The 16,681-nt window shown below is 69.5% G+C and carries 10 protein-coding genes; 4 read left to right on the forward strand and 6 right to left on the reverse strand.

Annotated elements, in window-relative coordinates:
* The first annotated feature begins 9 nt into the window (after positions 1–9).
* The 3 genes from VJT49_RS21900 (at position 10) to VJT49_RS21910 (ending at position 5,552) form a co-directional block, all read left to right on the forward strand.
* Complete coding sequence (locus tag VJT49_RS21900) at positions 10–1,080, forward strand: LacI family DNA-binding transcriptional regulator (RefSeq protein WP_324166756.1); 1,071 nt, start codon at positions 10–12, stop codon at positions 1,078–1,080.
* A gap of 980 nt (positions 1,081–2,060) precedes the next feature.
* Positions 2,061–4,301 carry a hypothetical protein gene (locus tag VJT49_RS21905; RefSeq protein WP_414636057.1) on the forward strand — a complete coding sequence of 747 codons (2,241 nt, stop codon included), beginning with the start codon at positions 2,061–2,063 and terminating at the stop codon, positions 4,299–4,301.
* 156 nt (positions 4,302–4,457) lie between these two features.
* A complete protein-coding gene (locus VJT49_RS21910) occupies positions 4,458–5,552 on the forward strand; it encodes a CaiB/BaiF CoA-transferase family protein (protein ID WP_324166758.1) in 1,095 nt (364 codons plus the stop codon).
* A 1-nt stretch (position 5,553) separates the two neighbouring features.
* Here VJT49_RS21910 and VJT49_RS21915 read toward each other — a convergent pair whose 3' ends face one another.
* The 5 genes from VJT49_RS21915 to htpG form a co-directional block, all read right to left on the reverse strand.
* Positions 5,554–7,659, reverse strand: coding sequence for a (Fe-S)-binding protein (locus VJT49_RS21915; RefSeq protein WP_324166759.1), 2,106 nt, complete (start codon positions 7,657–7,659; stop codon positions 5,554–5,556).
* Positions 7,660–7,789: 130 nt separating this feature from the next.
* Positions 7,790–8,185: a hypothetical protein gene (locus VJT49_RS21920; protein WP_324166760.1), complete on the reverse strand. Its 396-nt coding sequence runs from the start codon at positions 8,183–8,185 to the stop codon at positions 7,790–7,792.
* A gap of 57 nt (positions 8,186–8,242) precedes the next feature.
* Positions 8,243–9,244, reverse strand: a complete 1,002-nt coding sequence (gene pip / locus VJT49_RS21925) for a prolyl aminopeptidase (protein ID WP_324166761.1) — start codon at positions 9,242–9,244, stop codon at positions 8,243–8,245.
* Positions 9,241–11,478 carry an RNA polymerase recycling motor ATPase HelR gene (helR, locus tag VJT49_RS21930; RefSeq protein ID WP_324166762.1) on the reverse strand — a complete coding sequence of 746 codons (2,238 nt, stop codon included), beginning with the start codon at positions 11,476–11,478 and terminating at the stop codon, positions 9,241–9,243. Before helR ends, pip begins: the two co-directional genes overlap by 4 nt.
* 530 nt (positions 11,479–12,008) lie before the next feature.
* Positions 12,009–13,889, reverse strand: coding sequence for a molecular chaperone HtpG (htpG, locus tag VJT49_RS21935; RefSeq protein ID WP_324166763.1), 1,881 nt, complete (start codon positions 13,887–13,889; stop codon positions 12,009–12,011).
* A 935-nt stretch (positions 13,890–14,824) separates the two neighbouring features.
* Between htpG and VJT49_RS21940 the strand changes: the two genes are divergently transcribed.
* On the forward strand, positions 14,825–15,847 hold the full coding sequence (locus tag VJT49_RS21940; RefSeq protein WP_324166764.1) for a LacI family DNA-binding transcriptional regulator: 1,023 nt from the start codon (positions 14,825–14,827) through the stop codon (positions 15,845–15,847).
* 4 nt (positions 15,848–15,851) lie between these two features.
* On the opposite strand, the gene VJT49_RS21945 is transcribed toward VJT49_RS21940, so the two are convergent.
* Positions 15,852–16,589 (reverse strand): sugar phosphate isomerase/epimerase family protein, encoded by a 738-nt coding sequence (locus VJT49_RS21945; RefSeq protein ID WP_324166765.1) that lies wholly within the window; start codon positions 16,587–16,589, stop codon positions 15,852–15,854.
* Between the last annotated feature and the right edge of the window lie 92 nt (positions 16,590–16,681).

Genomic DNA, 16,681 nt, shown 5'->3' on the forward strand with positions numbered 1-16,681 from the left:
AATTACGTTATGATTGAGAGCGCTCCCAACAACGCGGAGGGGAACCACGTGGTGACGCAGAACGACCGGCCGACGCTCGAGGATGTGGCCGCCTTCGCCGGGGTCTCCCGGTCCACGGCGTCCCGCGCCCTCAACGGCGACCCGAACGTCAGCCGTCAGGCGCGGGAGGCGGTAACCGCCGCCGCGCGCGACCTGGGCTACTCGCCGAATCAGGCCGCGCGGTCACTTGTGACCCGGCGCACCGGGGCCGTCGGCGTCGTGCTGTCCGAGCCCGAGGAACTCGTGCTCGCCGACCCCTACCGGACGAGCGTGATGCGGTCGGCGTATCGCGAACTCGCCGACCTCGGCAGCCAGATGGTGTTGATGTTCTGCGACGGCCGTGAAGACGTGGCCAGAACCGTGCGCTTTCTCGACGGCGGGCACGTCGACGGCGCGCTCGTCTTCGCCCCGCACCGGGCCGACCCGCTGCCCCGCGCCCTGCGGCCGCTCCGGCCGCCCGTGGTGTTCGGCGGCCCGGCCGGAAACCTCTCGCGCGGCGTCCACGTGGTCGACTTCGACAACGAGTCCGGCGCCCGGCTCGCCGTGGAGTACCTGTTGCGCCACGGTCGCGAGCGCATCGCGACCGTGGCGGGCCCGCAGGACCAGACGGCGGCGAGGCACCGGTTGTCCGGTTGGCGGAAAACCCTTTCGGCGGCGGGATTCGACTCCACGGACCTCACGGACCTCGCCGAGGAAGCGGACTTCACCCTCGACGGCGGCCGTGCCGCGATGGACCGGTTGCTCGCCCGCAGGCCCGATTTGGACGCGGTGTTCGTGGCCAGCGACCTGATGGCCGCCGGCGCGCTCCGCGCGTTGCACGACGCCGGGCGGCGGGTGCCCGGCGACGTCGCCGTCGTCGGCTTCGACGACCACCCCGCGCTCGCCACGGCGATGAACCCGCCGCTGACCACGGTGCACCAGAATCCGGCCGACCAGGTCCGGCACATGGTCGCCACGCTCATGGCATTGCTGGCGGGCGAACCGATCCGCCCGCACCGGAAGGTGCTCGAGGTACTGATGAAGGTCCGCGGGTCCGCGTAGGTTGCCGCGGGCACCAAAGGCCCTACCATCGAGCACTTGAGCGTGAATTTCGCCGCCGTCTCGGGGAAATGACGGGGAGCCATGCACGATACTGCGTACGTGAATACGTGGCGTGACGCGCTCACGAATTCTTTGCCAGCACATTTTCGGGGCAACGAAAAGCTTGCACTCGGCCAGCCGGTCACCAGGAGGAAACCGCAGGTGAGGGCCGGCATCAACGACTGGGAATCCGCACGGCGCATTGGCCCGTCAGTGGCACGAACTCGCGTGATCCGGTCGCGGACCGGATTCGCCGGAGGCCCGGGCTGGCACGATCGACATTCGTTTCCACGCGATCCGGAGAGCAGACTGGGTACCGTCCCAGCTTTTGGGCACCGCGAGCCCTGACGCGAAGTGACCTGGAGTCGATTCCCGATGACGACCGCCGCTACGAGCTGGTGGAGGGGGCGCTGCTGATGAGCCCGTCGCCCCGCCCGCTGCACCAGCGCGTCCTCGCGGCGGTTTCCCGGCACTGCCCGCGCGACGGTGAGAGGCGCTGCCCGCGCCGGTGGACGTGGTACTGGCCGACGACACCGTGCTGATCCCGGACGTCGTGGCCGCCGCCGCGACTACACCGAACGGGTCCTGGTCGGCACCCCGGTCGTGGCGATCGAAGTGATCTCGCCGTCGAGCCGGCTGATCGACACGCGGCTCGAGCGCGGCTCGCCCTCGCCGCTTGCCCGCACTGCTGGGTCATCGACCCCCTACCGGCCGAGCGCACTCTGCCTCACCCTCCGCGAAGAGCGTCTACGTCACGCCGCCGAGGCCGTCAAGGACGACTCGATCACCCTGACCGAGCCGTACTCGGTGACCCGGCCGACCTTGTCTCGGAATACTGAACACGGTGTCCTTCGATACAGGATCGGCGCGTCTTTCCTTACCACTCTTTCCTTACCACCACACCGCCCTCACGCCCTGGCCTGACGTTCTCGATACGTAGGATGCTCCGGGTGCGAAGACAAGGCCTGTTCACCGGGGTGGGCGTCTGCGCGGTAGTGGCCGTTCTGGCTCAGCTGCCGCTGATCGGGAACCGGATCTTCTACTACTGGGACGACAGCGCGGCCCAGTTCCTGCCGATGTGGTACCACCTCGGGAAACTGGTCTCCAGCGGCCACTGGCCGACCCTGCTCGACCTGCACACGTGGCTGGGCGGAAACATCGCCGGGGAAGCGCTTTTCGGCGTCTACAACCCGCTCAACGTGGCCAATTTCCTGCTCGTCGCCGCGTTGCCGGACCTCGCGGTCGCCGCCGCGGTGGTGAAGACCGAGTTCCTGGTCCTGCTGGCACTGGGCACGTACCTTGTGTGCCGGGAGTACCGCGCGACCCGGGTCGCTTCGGCGGCGGTCGCGATCGCGCTGCCGTTCTCCGGGTTCCTTCTCTATTTCGACACGGCCAGTTGGGCCTCGGGCCTGATTTCCTTCACCTACGTGCCTTTTGTCTGGTGGTCGGCACGGCGGGCGGCCCGCGGCGCGCTGAACCCGTTCTGGGCCTTCCTGATCGGCGCGCTCGCGATCACCGTGGGCAACCCGTACGGAGTACTCGGCGTGGCTGTCGTCATGGCGGGCCTGCTGGTCGAATTCGGGTTCCGGAGGCGGTGGCGCGGCCTCCGGGTGACCCTCCTGCTGAGCGTGTGCGTGGGGCTGGTGGTGCCGCTGGTGTTCGTGCCGCTGACGGCGGTCGCCCCGTTGACCTGGCGCGTCGGCTCGGGCGTGCTGAACAACGCGTTCCTGGTGCCCAGCGGTACCGACCTGCTGAGCATGAGCGTGCCGAGCTACCTGCCCTACATCCGGTCCTTCGACGACATCGACGGCCTTCGCGTGCCCGCCGCCTACTTCGCCTGGTTCGTGCTGCCGCTGGCGCCATGGTTCGACTGGCGGTCGTTGCGCGGCAAACGCCGGCTCGCCTCGGTCGGCGTGATCACGCTGGTGTTCGCGGCGCTCACGCTCGGCCCGTCGAGCCTGTGGATGTTCCGCTGGCCCCTGCGGCTCATCGAGTACTGCTACCTGGGCCTGGGTGTGTTGGTGGCGGTGGTCGTCTCGGCCGGCCTCCGCACCGACCGTGCCCGGCCGCGAACCCTTTACAGCGCGGGCATTCTGCTCGGCGGCACCTACCTCGCCTGGGCGATTACACCGGCGAAACTGGCGTGGCATCTGGCCGGTCTCGCCGTGGTCGCCGCACTCACCGCGGCGGCGGTCCGGGCCTACCGGCGCGGTCCCCGCACGTTCGGCGCCGTCCTGGCCGGGGGCACGGCGGTCGTGCTGGGGCTCCAGCTCGCCGCGTTCCCGGGCAACTACAACATCAAGGCCTACAACTACCCGCACTCGGTCAAGACGCTCCAGGACACGTTCGCCTCGCGATACCAGGGCGAAACCCTGCAGATCGCCTCGATCAAGACGGCGGCGGAGACCGTGGGGCTGCGACCGGACGGGGCCTGGCGGTACTTCCTGTTCGGCTACGCCTATCAGGTCGCCGGGGTCGACGCGGTCAACTCCTACACCGGCATGGGTCTCAGCGCCTTCGCCGACACCTTCTGTCTCGACGGCTTCAGTTCTTCGTGCGCCCAGGCCTACCCGAACCTGTGGAAGCCGACCACCGCGGGCGGGGCGCCCATGGCAGACCTCATCCGCCTGCGGACGGTCGTCGTGCAGAACGCGCTGGTCCCGGACATCACCGTGCCGGCGGGCTGGCAGGTCGTGGAGCACGACCAGGTGGTGACGGTGCTGCGCCGCACCGGTCCCCTCCCCTGGCCGCAGGGCACCGTTTCGTGGTCGGCGCCGGGCGTCACCGTCGCCGCCGACGAGTCGGACTCCTCCGCCCGAGAATCGGTCCGCTTCACGGCCACCGGCCCGGGTTCGCGGCAACTGGTGTTCGCACGGCTGGCCTGGCCTGGCTACCGCGCGCAAGTCAATGGCCAGGACGTCGCCGTCGGCACCGGACCGTCGGGCCTGCTCACGGTCGACCTGCCGCCCGGCGTGACCAGCGGGGAACTGACACTCGACTGGACCCCGCCCGGATTCTGGCCCGGCATCGGCCTCGTCCTGGCCGGCCTGCTCGGCGCGCTCGCCCTGGGAGTGGCGGCCCGCCGCCGGTCCCAGGGCGACGGTCACCCGGCCTCCCCCGCCGGCCTCGATCCCCCGATCGAACGCTTCACCCCCGCCCCCGCCAACCAAGGCCCCGCCTGACGGCCGGACTCGGGCAACGCGAAAGCCGGACTCGCGGGTCACGAAAGCCCGACTCGCGGGTCACGAAAGCCCGACTCGCGGGTCACCGGTCGCTCACTCGGTTCCGGCGCGCCCGCGGGTAAGTTGAGGTCCCGGAGGAGACGTGAGGAGGCGGTTTTGTCCGGTCCGCTCAATGGGTTACGGGTCGTGGAGCTGGCGGGGATCGGTCCCGGCCCGCACGCCGCGATGGTGCTCGCCGATCTCGGTGCCGACGTGGTGCGCGTCGAACGGCCGTCCGGCGGCCTCGAGATCACCGCCGGCAAGCCCGATCACCTGCTGCGCGGACGGCGATCGGTGGCCGCGAACCTCAAGACCGACGAGGGCCGCCAGACCGTGCTGCGCCTGGCGGCCAAGGCGGACGTGCTCCTGGAGGGGCTCCGGCCCGGGGTGGCCGAGCGGCTCGGCGTCGGGCCCGAACAGTGCCACGCGGTGAACCCGGCGCTGGTCTACGGCCGGATGACCGGCTGGGGAGGGGACGGTCCGCTGGCCCAGCGAGCCGGGCACGACATCAACTACATCTCGCTCACCGGCGCGCTGCACGCGCTCGGCCGGGCCGGCGAACGGCCGACGGCGCCGCTCAACCTCGTCGGTGATTTCGGCGGCGGCTCGATGTTCCTGGTGACGGGGGTGCTCGCGGCACTGTGGGAGCGGGAGCGGTCCGGCCGGGGCCAGGTCGTGGACGCCGCGATGGTGGACGGCACGAGCGTGCTGCTGCAGATGATCTGGGCCTTCCGCGGGGCGGGCAGCTGGACCGACGAGCGGGGCGCCAACCTCCTCGACTCGGGCGCCCCCTTCTACGACACCTACACCTGCGCGGACGGGAAATGGGTCGCGGTCGGCGCGCTCGAGCCCCAGTTCTACGCCGCGCTCCTGGCCGGGCTCGGGCTCGACGGCGAAGATCTGCCCGCGCAGCTGGACCGGTCGGGCTGGCCCCGGCTGCGCGCGCGGTTCACGGAGGTGTTCGTCAGCAAGACGCGTGACGAGTGGGCCGGGATCTTCGCGGGAACGGACGCCTGCGTGACACCCGTGCTTGCCTTCGACGAGGTGGCCACGCATCCGCATCTGGCGGCGCGCGGCACGATCGTCGACATCGACGGGGTTCCCCAGGCCGCCCCGGCGCCGCGCTTCTCCCGTACTGTCACGACGATTCCCCAGCCACCGCCCATCCCCGGTGCCGACACGGAGGCCGTTCTCGCCGGCTGGGAGGCGTGACTCAGGTCGAGGTGGGCTCCGGGGATTTCGTGCCGCGCCGGACGGATTCCAGCAGCAGCTGAGAGACATCGCGGACGTCCATGCGCTCACCGACGTTCTCGCTCTGCCGCTGGGTGAGCCCGTCGGAGATCATCACCTTGCAGAACGGGCAGCCGGTGACGATCGTGCTCGCCTCGGTCGCGATCGCCTCGTCCACCCGCTCGAGGTTGATCCGCTTCCCGATGTTCTCCTCCATCCACATCCGCGCTCCGCCCGCGCCGCAGCACAGCGCGCGGTCGGCGTGCCGGGGCATTTCCGTGAGCGTGGCGCCGGCGGCACCGACCAGTTCCCGCGGCGGCGAGTACACCTTGTTGTGCCGGCCCAGGTAGCACGGGTCGTGGTAGGTGACCGGGGTGCCGCCGACCGGGGCGACCGGGGTGAGCTGCCCGTCCCGCACCAGCCGGTTCAGCAACCGGGTGTGGTGCACGACCTCGTAGTGCCCCTCCAACTGCGGGTACTCGCGGCCCAGCGTGTTCATGCAGTGCGGGCAGGTCGTGACGATCTTGCGGCGGGCGGGCTCGCGGCCGCCGAACACCGCGTTGAGGTTTTCCTTGGTCTCCTGGGCCAGCATCTGGAACAGGAACTCGTTGCCCGAGCGGCGGGCCGGGTCACCCGTGCAGGTCTCCCCCGTGCCGAGCACCGCGTACCGCACGCCGGCCAGGTGCAGCAGTTCCGCCGTGGCGCGCACGGTCTTGCGCGCGTTGTCGTCGAACGCCCCGGCGCAGCCGACCCAGAACAGGTACTCGACGTCGTCGGCCAGTTCGCCTTCGCAGACCGGGACCTCGAAGTCCAGGTCCTTGGCCCAGTCCAGGCGTTGCGAGTTGTTCTGGCCCCACGGGTTGCCCTTGTTCTCCAGGTTCTTGAACAGGGTGCCCAGTTCGGTCGGGAACGCCGATTCGATCATCACCTGGTAACGCCGCATATCGACGATGTGGTCCACGTGCTCGATGTCCACCGGGCACTGCTCCACGCAGGCGCCACAGGTGGTGCACGACCAGAGCACGTCCGGATCGATCACCCCGCCGTCCGCTTCGGGACCGACCAGCGGGACCTCCGGGCGGTCTTCCTTGCCCTCGATGAGGTACGGCGCGGTGGCGAACAGATGGTCCCGCAGGTCCATGATCACCAGCTTGGGCGACAACGGTTTCCCGGTGTTCCAGGCCGGGCACTGGCTCTGGCACCGCCCGCATTCGGTGCAGGTGGCGAAGTCGAGCATGCCCTTCCAGGTGAAGTCCTCGATCTTGCCGCGGCCGAAGATGTCGTCCTCGCCAGGATCCTCGAAGTCGATGGGCTTGCCGCCGGACTCCATCGGCAGCAGTGGCCCGAGCCCGTCGGGCATCCGCTTGACGGTGACGTTCACCGGCGCCAGGAAGATGTGCAGGTGCTTCGAGTGCAGCACGATGATCAGGAACGACAGCATGACGCCGATGTGCAGCAGCAGGCCGACCGTTTCGAGCGTCTGGGTGGTCCCCGGGCCGAGCGGGCTGAGCAGGTGACCGACGCCCAGCGAGACGTACGCGCCCGAGTCGTAGGGGAAGTTGCCCGACGCGGCGGACGCGCCCCGGAACAGGAACATCGTCCAGACCACGTTGAAGATCATCAGCAGGATCAGCCACGCGCCACCCAGGTGCGAGCCGTAGAACCGGGACGCCCTGGCCTTGCGTTCGGGCGCCTGGCGGAGGCGGATGACCGCGAAGACGATCAGCGAGACGAACACGGCGACCGCGATGAAGTCCTGCAGGAAGCCGAGCACCGGCCACCGGCCGATGAGCGGGATGTGGAAGTCCTCGTCGAACAGGGCGCCGTAGGCCTCCAGGTACACCGACGCGAGGATGACGAAGCCCCAGAACGTGAAGAAGTGGGCGAGCCCGGGAACCGACCATTTCAGCAGCTTGCGCTGGCCGAACACCTCCACCAGATGCGTGCGGACGCGCTCGCCGGCTCCTTCGGTGCGCCCGTGCGCCGGCTGGCCGCTGTGGATGAGCCGGCAGAGCCACCAGACCCGGCGGGCGGCGAAGGCCAGTCCCGCCACGGTGATCGCCAGACCGAGAATCAGCCGAACTACCACGAGTCCTCCGCTGGGGTTGTCGCGATCCGCGCACGCGCTGCACCCATGGTTCATCGCCTCCGCGTCACGCTCGTCGTCGGGCTGTGACCGGAGATCACGCTACCGCTTGGTAGTTAGGCTGTGAAGTATGTCACCCGGAGTAGTAGTTGTAGGCCCGAGAGGCGCAGCGCATCTTCCGGATCTGCCAGTACTTGCGGTAGAGACCGAGCGTGCGGACGCGGCTGGGGTGCAGTCCGAGCCGCTCGTAGTGCCGCGTGCCGTACCGCCGTTCGCACCGGCTCGCCTCGAACTGGTCGGTCGCCCAGCCGAGCCAGGCGCGGCGCAGGATGCGGCCGCCGTCGGGTCGCCTGGTCTGCGAAACGCGGTTGCAGAACCGGTGCAGTACGCCGAGATTGGGCAGGCCGTCGCCCCGGGGCCGGGTGAACGTCAACTGGTCGACGACCACGTATCCCGGATGCCGGTGGTCTCCGGCCAGCCGGACCGGCAGGCCACAGTAGGAGCAGGCGAACCCGACGAGCCGCACCACGAGCGAACCTCCCTGGTCCCCACCGACCCCAAGCGTCGCCAGTGTGACGTGTGGCACTCATGGGCCGGAAGGGCCAAACGGTCGAACCGGGGGGTCGAAGGTCCGCGATCGTCCTCGACGGGCGAACTTGGCGAGGGCGGCGGCGATGGCCTCGCGCTTGGTGTCGGTGTTCTTGTGCCCGGAATCGTCGAGGACGACGAGTTCCGCGTCGGGCCAGGCGTGGGCGAGTTCCCACGCGGTGTCCACCGGGCAGCTGAGGTCGAGCCGTCCGTGGATCAGCACACCGGGAATCCCCGCGAGGCGCCCGGCGTCGCGCAGCAGGGCGCCGTCCGGCAGAAACGCGCCCTTGCCGTAGTAACGCGAACAAATGCGCACCAGCGCCAGCATCGCCTTCAGGGGCCGGTCACGGAACGGGTTCGGCTTGCCGCCGGGCTCCAGCGAAAGGACCGTGTCCTCCCAGGTGCACCAATCGTTCGCGGCCTTCGACCGAACCTCGAAATCAGCGCTTTCCATCAGGCGCGCGTAGCCATCGACGACATTTTCGTCGCCGGCCCCGGCACGGAATTCTTCCCATTGCTCGGGGAAGAAACGCGCGACGCCCCGGTAAAGCCAGTCGATCTCGGAACGCCGCGCGGTGGTGATGCCGACCGCCACAATTTCCGATACGCGGTGTGGGTATCGCTGGGCGTAGGCGAGGCTCAGGGTGGATCCCCACGAACCGCCGTAGGTCAGCCAGCGCTCGATGCCGAGATGCTCCCGCAACCGTTCCAGGTCGGACAGGAGATGCTCGGTGGTGTTGGTGCTCATGTCCGTGGCGGGATCGCTCGCGTGGGGCGTGCTGCGCCCGCAGCCGCGCTGGTCGAAGAGCACCACCCGCCAGCGGGCCGGGTCGAACCGCCGCCGGATACCCGTCGAACACCCCGAACCCGGTCCCCCGTGCACCACCACGACGGGTTTGCCGTCCGGACTGCCGCAGGTCTCCCAGTACACGAGATTCCCGTCGCCGACGTCGAGCATTCCGTGGTCGTACGGCTCGATCGGCGGGTACAGGTTGCTCACCCGGAGATCACAATGCTGTCCGGGGCGGGTGTCCTGGCTTCGGCGAGTCCGGTCAGGGCCCGCGGCAGTGGGCCCTGGTGCAGGACGCCGAGGCGTTGAGTGGCGCGGGTGAGGGCGACGTAGAGCTCGGCCGCACCGCGTGGGCCGTCCGCGAGGATCCTCATCGGTTCCACGACCAGGACGGCGTCGAACTCCAGGCCCTTCGTCTCCGACGCCATCGCCGCGCCCGGCACACCCGGTGGCCCGATCACGACGCTGGTGCCTTCACGACTGGCTTCGTCCCGTACGAATTCCTCGATGGCAGCGGGAAGTTCGTCCTTGGTGACCTGCCTGGACCATGGCCGGACGCCACACGCGCGGACCGACTCCGGCGGCTGGACGCCGGGTGCGAACTCGGCGAGCAGCGCGGCGGCGACGGTCATGATCTCCGCCGGGGTGCGGTAGTTCACCGACAGCGACCGGTGGACCCAGCGGCCGGGCACGTACGGCTCCAGCACCTCCTCCCACGATGTCGCGCCGGCCACCGACCGGCGCTGGGCGAGGTCGCCGACCACCGTGAAGGATCGGTTCGGGCAGCGCCGTACCAGCACCCGCCAGTCCATTTCGGACAGTTCTTGGGCCTCGTCGACCACGACGTGCCGGTAGGTCCAGTCCCGGTCCGCGGCGGCGCGTTCGACGAGTTCACGGGTGTCGCGTTCGACGAAGCGGCCGGCCAGGTCCTCGGCGTAGAGCAGGTCCTGGGCGAGCAGGTGGTCCTCGTCGTCCATCAGGTCCTGGCGTTCGGTCTCGAGGATCTCCAGCACGCCGGCGGCGTACTCCGCCTCGTCCTTCCGTTCCCGCTCGGCGGCCCGGGCGGCCGAGCGGTCAGCCGCCTTGTCACTGCCCAGGAGGTCGACCAGTTCGTCGAGCAGCGGCACGTCCGACACCGTCCAGGCATGGCCGTCGATGCCGTCGGCGGGACGCAAGAGCGCTTGGTCGGCGCCTGCCGCTCGCAGCCGTTCGGGGGAGGTGTACAGCTGTGCCAACAGTGTTTCGGGCGTCAGGATCGGCCAGAGTTCGTCGAGCGCGGCGGTGAACCTGTCGTCACCCGCGAGCTCCTTCAGCAGGTCCGCCCGCATCTGCTCCCATGCTTCGCGGTCCTCCCGCGTCAGCCAGCCCCGGCCGATCCGGGCGATCGCCCGTTCGGTCAGCACGTACGTGACGATCTCGGTGAACACCGCGCGGGCCTCGTTGTGCGGCAGCCCGCTCGCGCGCGCCTCCTGGATGGCCCACTCCGCGGTCTCGGCGTCGATCCGCACCGTGACGTCCGCCAGTTCGATCGGCAGCGGATGCTCCGGCAGCCGCTGCCGGTCGGCGACCGCCGCCGCGAGCACGTCCAGGATCTTCAGCGACCCCTTGAGCCGCGCGGCTTCCGGGGTGTCCTCGGCGGTGACGCGCAGGCCGGGCACGAGGTCGCCGGTGGTCATGAACACCACGTCGGACTCGCCCAGCGACGGTAGAACGCGGCCGATATGGTTCAAAAACGCCGGATTCGGCCCGACCACGAGCACACCGTGGCGTTCCATCCGCGCCCGCTGGGTGTAGAGCAGGTACGCGACGCGGTGCAGCGCCACGACGGTCTTCCCGGTGCCCGGGCCACCCTCGATCACCAGCACCCCCGGATGATCGAGCCGGATGATCTCGTCCTGCTCGGCCTGGATCGTCGCCACGATGTCGCGCATCCCGTCACCTCGCGGCGCGTTGACCGCCGCGAGCAGGGCCGAATCTCCTCGGCCACCTCGCTCCGCACCGCCGGGGCGGCCGAGCACCTCGTCGGTGAAATCGACCACTTGACGCCCGCGTGTGTGGAACTGGCGGCGCCGACGCATGTTTTCCGGGCTCGCCGCGGTGGCCACGTAGAACGCGCGCGACGCGGGCGCCCGCCAATCGAGCAACACCGGTTCGTACTCGTTCTCTTCGTCGAAGAGGCCGATCCGGCCGATATACGAATGCTCGCCCGACAGCGTGTCCAACCGACCGAAACACAGCCCGTTGTCCACCGCGTCCAGCCGCTTCACCTCCTTGGCCAGCGCGCGCAGCTCGACATCCCGTTCCATGGGCGTCCCGCCGTTTCCCCGCGACGCCGCGTTGTACTCACCCTTCACTCGCGCGCGCTCGGCGTCGAGCCGCGCGTAGAGCCCGGCCACGTAACTCCGCTCGGACCGCAATTCGTCTTCGTACCCCTGGCTTGACACATGCCCCTCACAGCAAATAGACTGACACTAGGTTCGGCGGCTTATCCATAGGTTTATGGAAGGCACGCCGATTTTTTATTGTCCATTGCTTGTCAAGCCCCCTCGGGCCTTGTTCCGTTTGCGGCACTTTCCCCCGGCCAGGCGATTCCGCATGGTTCACGCGGGAACCGGCGGCATTTCCGGCTGGCTCCGGCGATGTCCGGCCGGCCGATCAGGAGTAGCCGATCGATGGTCGGCACTGTCGTTTCAAGGGGTGGTCCGACCACTGTCGCGGATCCGGCTGTGCGCGCCGCCGGTGCCCACCAGGTATCGGCCGGTGACCCGGTGGTCCGAACGACCACCGGATCCGGCCACCGCCGCGCCGATCATCAGACCCGGTCATCGTCAACGTCAGCAGCGGAATGGGCTCGCCGGTCCACGACCTGTCGCGGGCCGAGTCCTCAGCGCCGCTCCGCACCGCCTCGAAGGCCCGCGATACACCGTGCTCGGCGGCGCCGGCCGCGAGGCCGCCGGTGCTGAACGGCCGTGTGTCAGATCGTCCGGGCGAGGTGATCGGTGAGCAGGCGGGTGAAGCGCGCCGGGTCGGGCAGCTCGCCGCCCTCGGCCAGCAGTGCCATGCCGTAGAGCAGTTCGACGGTCTCGGCCAGGTCGGCGTGTTCGGACCGCTCCCCGTACGCGCTGTGCAGCTTGGTCACCAGTGGATGGGCCGGGTTGAGCTCGAGGATCCGCTTGATCGGCGGCAACTGCTGGCCCATCGCCCGGTACATCTTCTCCAGCGTCGGGCTGAGGTCGTTGGTTTCGCCGACGATGCAGGCGGGCGAGGTGGTCAGCCGCGAGGACAGCCGCACCTCCTTGACCTGCTCCTCCAGTGTCTTCGTCATCCACCCCAGCAGGTCGGCGAAGTCCTTCCGACGTTCCTGCGCCGCCTTCTTCTCCTCCTCGGTGTCGAGGTCGACCTGTCCCTTGGCGATCGACTGGAACTGCTTCCCACCGAAGGAAGGCACCGCGTCGACCCACATCTCGTCGACCGGATCGGTGAGGATGAGGACCTCGAACCCCTTGGCCCGGAAGGCTTCCAGGTGCGGCGAGTTCTCGATGACGGCCCGCGACTCGCCGGTGGAGTAGTAGATGTGTTCCTGGCCGTCCTTCATCCGCTCGACGTACTGCGCGAGCGTGGCCGGCTTCTCCGCGTCATGGGTCGAGTCGAACGAGGCGATCTCGAGAATGGCGTCGCGGTTTTCGAAGTCGTCGAGCAGCCCCTCCTTGACCGCACGGCCGAACTCGCGCCAGAACGTCGCGTAGTCGTCGGGCTTTTCGGTCATCATCGTCTTGACCGTGGACAGCACCCGCTTCACCAGCCGGCGGCGCATCAGCTGGATGTGCCGGTCCTGCTGGAGGATTTCGCGCGAGACGTTGAGCGACAGGTCCTGCGCGTCGACCACGCCCTTGACGAACCGGAGGTACTCCGGCATCAGCTCTTCGCAGTCGTCCATCACGAACACGCGCTTGACGTAGAGTTGCACCCCGCGCTTGCGCTCCCGCATGAACAGGTCCAGCGGCGCGCGGGACGGGAGGAACAGCAGCGCCTGGTACTCGAAGGTGCCCTCCGCCTGCATGCGGATGGTTTCCAGCGGCGGGCTCCAGTCGTGGCTGAGGTGCCGGTAGAACTCGGTGTACTCGTCCTCGGTGACCTCGCTGGCCGGGCGGGCCCACAGCGCCTTCCGCGAGTTGATCGTCTCGGGTTCGCCCCCGTCCTCGCCCGCCATCCGGACCGGCCAGGTGATGAAGTCCGAGTACCGCTTGATGACCTCGGTGAGCTTCGCCCGCGACGTGTAGTCGTGCAGGTGCTCCTCTTCGTCGGCGGGCTTGAGGTGCAACGTGACCGAGGTGCCCTGCGGGGCGTCGGCGACCGGTTCGATCGTGTAGGTGCTCTCCCCGGTGGACTCCCACCGGACCCCTTCGTCCGTGCCCGCGCGGCGGGTCACGAGAGTGACCTTGTCGGCCACCATGAAGCTGGAGTAGAAGCCGATACCGAAGCGGCCGATGAGCTCCTGCGAGCCGGCCGCGTCCTGGGACTCCTTGAGCCTGCGCAGGAACTCCGCGGTGCCCGACTTGGCGATCGTGCCGATCAGGCCGACCACCTCGTCCCTGGTCATGCCGATGCCGTTGTCCCGGATGGTGAGCGCGCGCTCGTCCTCGCCGACCTCGATCGCGATGTGCAGGTCCGAGGTGTCGACCTTCAGGTCCTTGTCCCGGAACGCCTCCAGCCGCAGCTTGTCGAGCGCGTCCGAGGCGTTCGACACCAGCTCCCGCAGGAAGGTGTCCTTGTTCGAGTAGATCGAGTGGATGACCAGCTGCAGCAGCTGACGTGCCTCGGACTGGAACTGGAGAGTCTCCGCCTGCGCGGCCATGTGTATCCCCCTTAACCGTCAACCCGACAATCAGCCCAGCATCGTACCGAAACCCCGCTGGGCCGGATCACGACACCACTCGATAGTGGCCGCGAAGCCGCCGCCCCGCCGAGGGTGTCTCCCCGTGCCCAGTTCCCACGTGCGCGGCGGCTTCGCGGGAGCGGACGCCTACCGGGAAGCGACCTGCCCGACCTGCCGTCCCCGCCGAGCGCGGTCTTCGTCCGCCCGGGGCCGCCTGGCGCTTGGCGCGTGCCGGGCGCCAGGCGAAGGCGAAGTTCGGGTGCCCACGGAGGTCAGCGTGGCCGGTTCCGACGATCTGCCGGAAGTTCGCTGGATCACCCCCGCGCGCCCAGCGGCTCGATCGGATCGCCACCGCCGTGGAGATCCGGGTCGGCCTCGTCCCAGTACGGGGTCGCAGGCCCGCCGCTGCTGGTGCACGCCAAGCGCCTCGCGCACGCGGCGACACCGCGCGGAGTCCGAAGCGTCCCCGTGCCCGCCGAGACGCACGCGCGAGTATGTCGCCGATCAGTGAGGCTCGTCGACACCGAGCCACCGCCGGTGTACGCGGGGTCCATTTCGGACTGACGTCCGGCCGGGCGCATCCGCTGGGAAACGCCGTCGACATGTCGCTCGCCCGCGTTGTCAGCCTTCCCTCATCGCTCGGCGCGATCTCGACAACCGGAAGGGCGGACCGGCACAACCCCGCCAGGTCCCCGGGGGACTCGCCGTCTCCCGGGGACCGCGAGCGGCCGCGGTGGCGTGTCCGGTTCGTGGACAAGGCTCGGCGACCTCGAGCGCAGCGCATCCTCGTGGTCGGCCGAGGCGCCGGGAAAGGTTCGCCGGTGAAACGCGCCGGAATCTCCGGGCTGGGCGCTTTCCCCCATGGTCCGTGCGGCGGCGTATAGGCTGGCCTCCTCTTCGATTCGGGAGACGCGATGAAGCACAGTGCAACGGTCACGCTGTCCGAGGTCGCCGCGGCGGCCGGGGTCTCGCTGGCCACGGCTTCCCGCGCGCTCAACGGCAGCGTGCGGCGGGTCCGCGAGGACCTGAAAGAGCGCGTGCTGGACGCCGCGAAACGGCTGGACTATTCGGCGAACGCGCAGGCGCAGGCGATGGCCAGGGGTTTCACGAACGTGGTCGGGCTGGTCGTGCACGACATCGCCGATCCCTATTTCTCGTCGATCGCCGCGGGCGTGACGCACGCCGCGGAGGGGCACGACCTGCTGGTCACCCTGGGCAGCACGGCGCGCAATCCGGAACGGGAGCTCGACTACCTCACGATGTTGCGCAGGCAGCGCAGCCGTGCGGCCATTCTCGCCGGCAGCCGGGTCGGCGACAAGGAGCTCACCGACGCACTGCGCCGTGAGGTCGTGGCGTTCCAGGAAGCGGGCGGGCACGTCGTGGCGATCAGCCAGGCCCGGCTTCCGGTCGACACGGTCGTGGTGGAAAACCGCGCGTCGGCACGGTTGCTCGCCCGCGAGCTGGCCAAGCTGGGCTATCGCCGGTTCGCCGTGCTGGCGGGCGCGCCGGAACTGCTGACCGCGCGGGATCGCGTGCAGGGCTTCAAGGACGGCCTGGCCGAGTCCCCGGCGCGGCTGGTCGCGTCGATCGATGGCGCGTTCACCCGCGACGGTGGCTACGCGGCCATGACCGAACTGCTCGCCACCAAGTCCAAGGTGGACTGTGTGTTCGCGGTCAACGACGTGATGGCGGTCGGCGCGATGGCGGCCTGTCGCGACCACGGCATCGCCCTCCCGGGTGATCTGGCCATCGCCGGGTTCGACGACATCACCACGCTGCGGGACGTGACGCCGTCGCTGACCACGGTCCGGCTGCCGCTGGACCAGATCGGCGCGACGGCCCTGGACCTGGTGATCACGGCGGAGCCCGGCGCGAAGCCCCGCATCCGCCGGGTCAAGGGCAGCGCCGTCCTGCGGGCCAGCACCCCGGCCCGCTGACCCCTCAGCCCACTTCCTTCACCCACCGGAGCAGCGTCTTCGCTTCCCGTGCCAGCGCACCGGGATCGTCGTCCGGCACGAACTCCAGCAGCAGGTCGACCGGCCGCCCCGCGACCACTTCGAGCGCGGAAAGCCACAGTCGTGCACGATCGGCGAGCGGAATCCGGTTCTCGTCCGGCCACCATGAGAAGACGTGGACCGCGCTGACCCGGTCGGCGATCGCGCGCAGGCCCTCGACCGCGCTCCCGGCCGGCTCGCCGGCCGGCGGCTGCCAGTAAGTGGAAAGTGCCTCCATCCCGACCTCGTCGAGCAACCGCAGCGCCGCCGCGGGAGTGTCGGCCAGGGTCCGGGAATGGAATTCCAGTGCCACCGAAAGTCCGTTTTCGACGGCGATTTCGGTGGCCTCCCGCAGCGCGCCGACCACCCGCGAGCGGGTTCGCGCGGACGCGTCCGCCGAGCCTTCGGTGCCCGCCCACACCCTGATCCGGGGCGCGCCCAGCACGACGGCGGCCCGGGCCACTTCGGTGAAATCACTGTCCGCACGCCAGTAGGAGCCGTAGGAGCACGTTCGCAAACCGGCGGTAGCGGTTTGCTCACGCACCTCCTCCAGCGCACCGCCGGGCGGCGCGTGGACGTCGCCGCCCCATTCGATCACCCGCAGGCCGGCCGCCGCGGCGAGTTCGGCCACCTCGCCGGCGGCGAGGGCGCGAAGGGTGACCGAGCACAAGCCGATCCGGTCCATTCCCGGCCTTTCGCTGGTAAGCGCTTACCAGGCGAGCCTAGAGCAGGCGCGGATCACCGGGCAAGCAGAGTTGCCAGGAGCGGTAAACGAGC

Origin of the sequence: Amycolatopsis sp. (assembly GCF_035276945.1) — a bacterium.
Lineage (GTDB): Bacteria > Actinomycetota > Actinomycetes > Mycobacteriales > Pseudonocardiaceae > Amycolatopsis_E.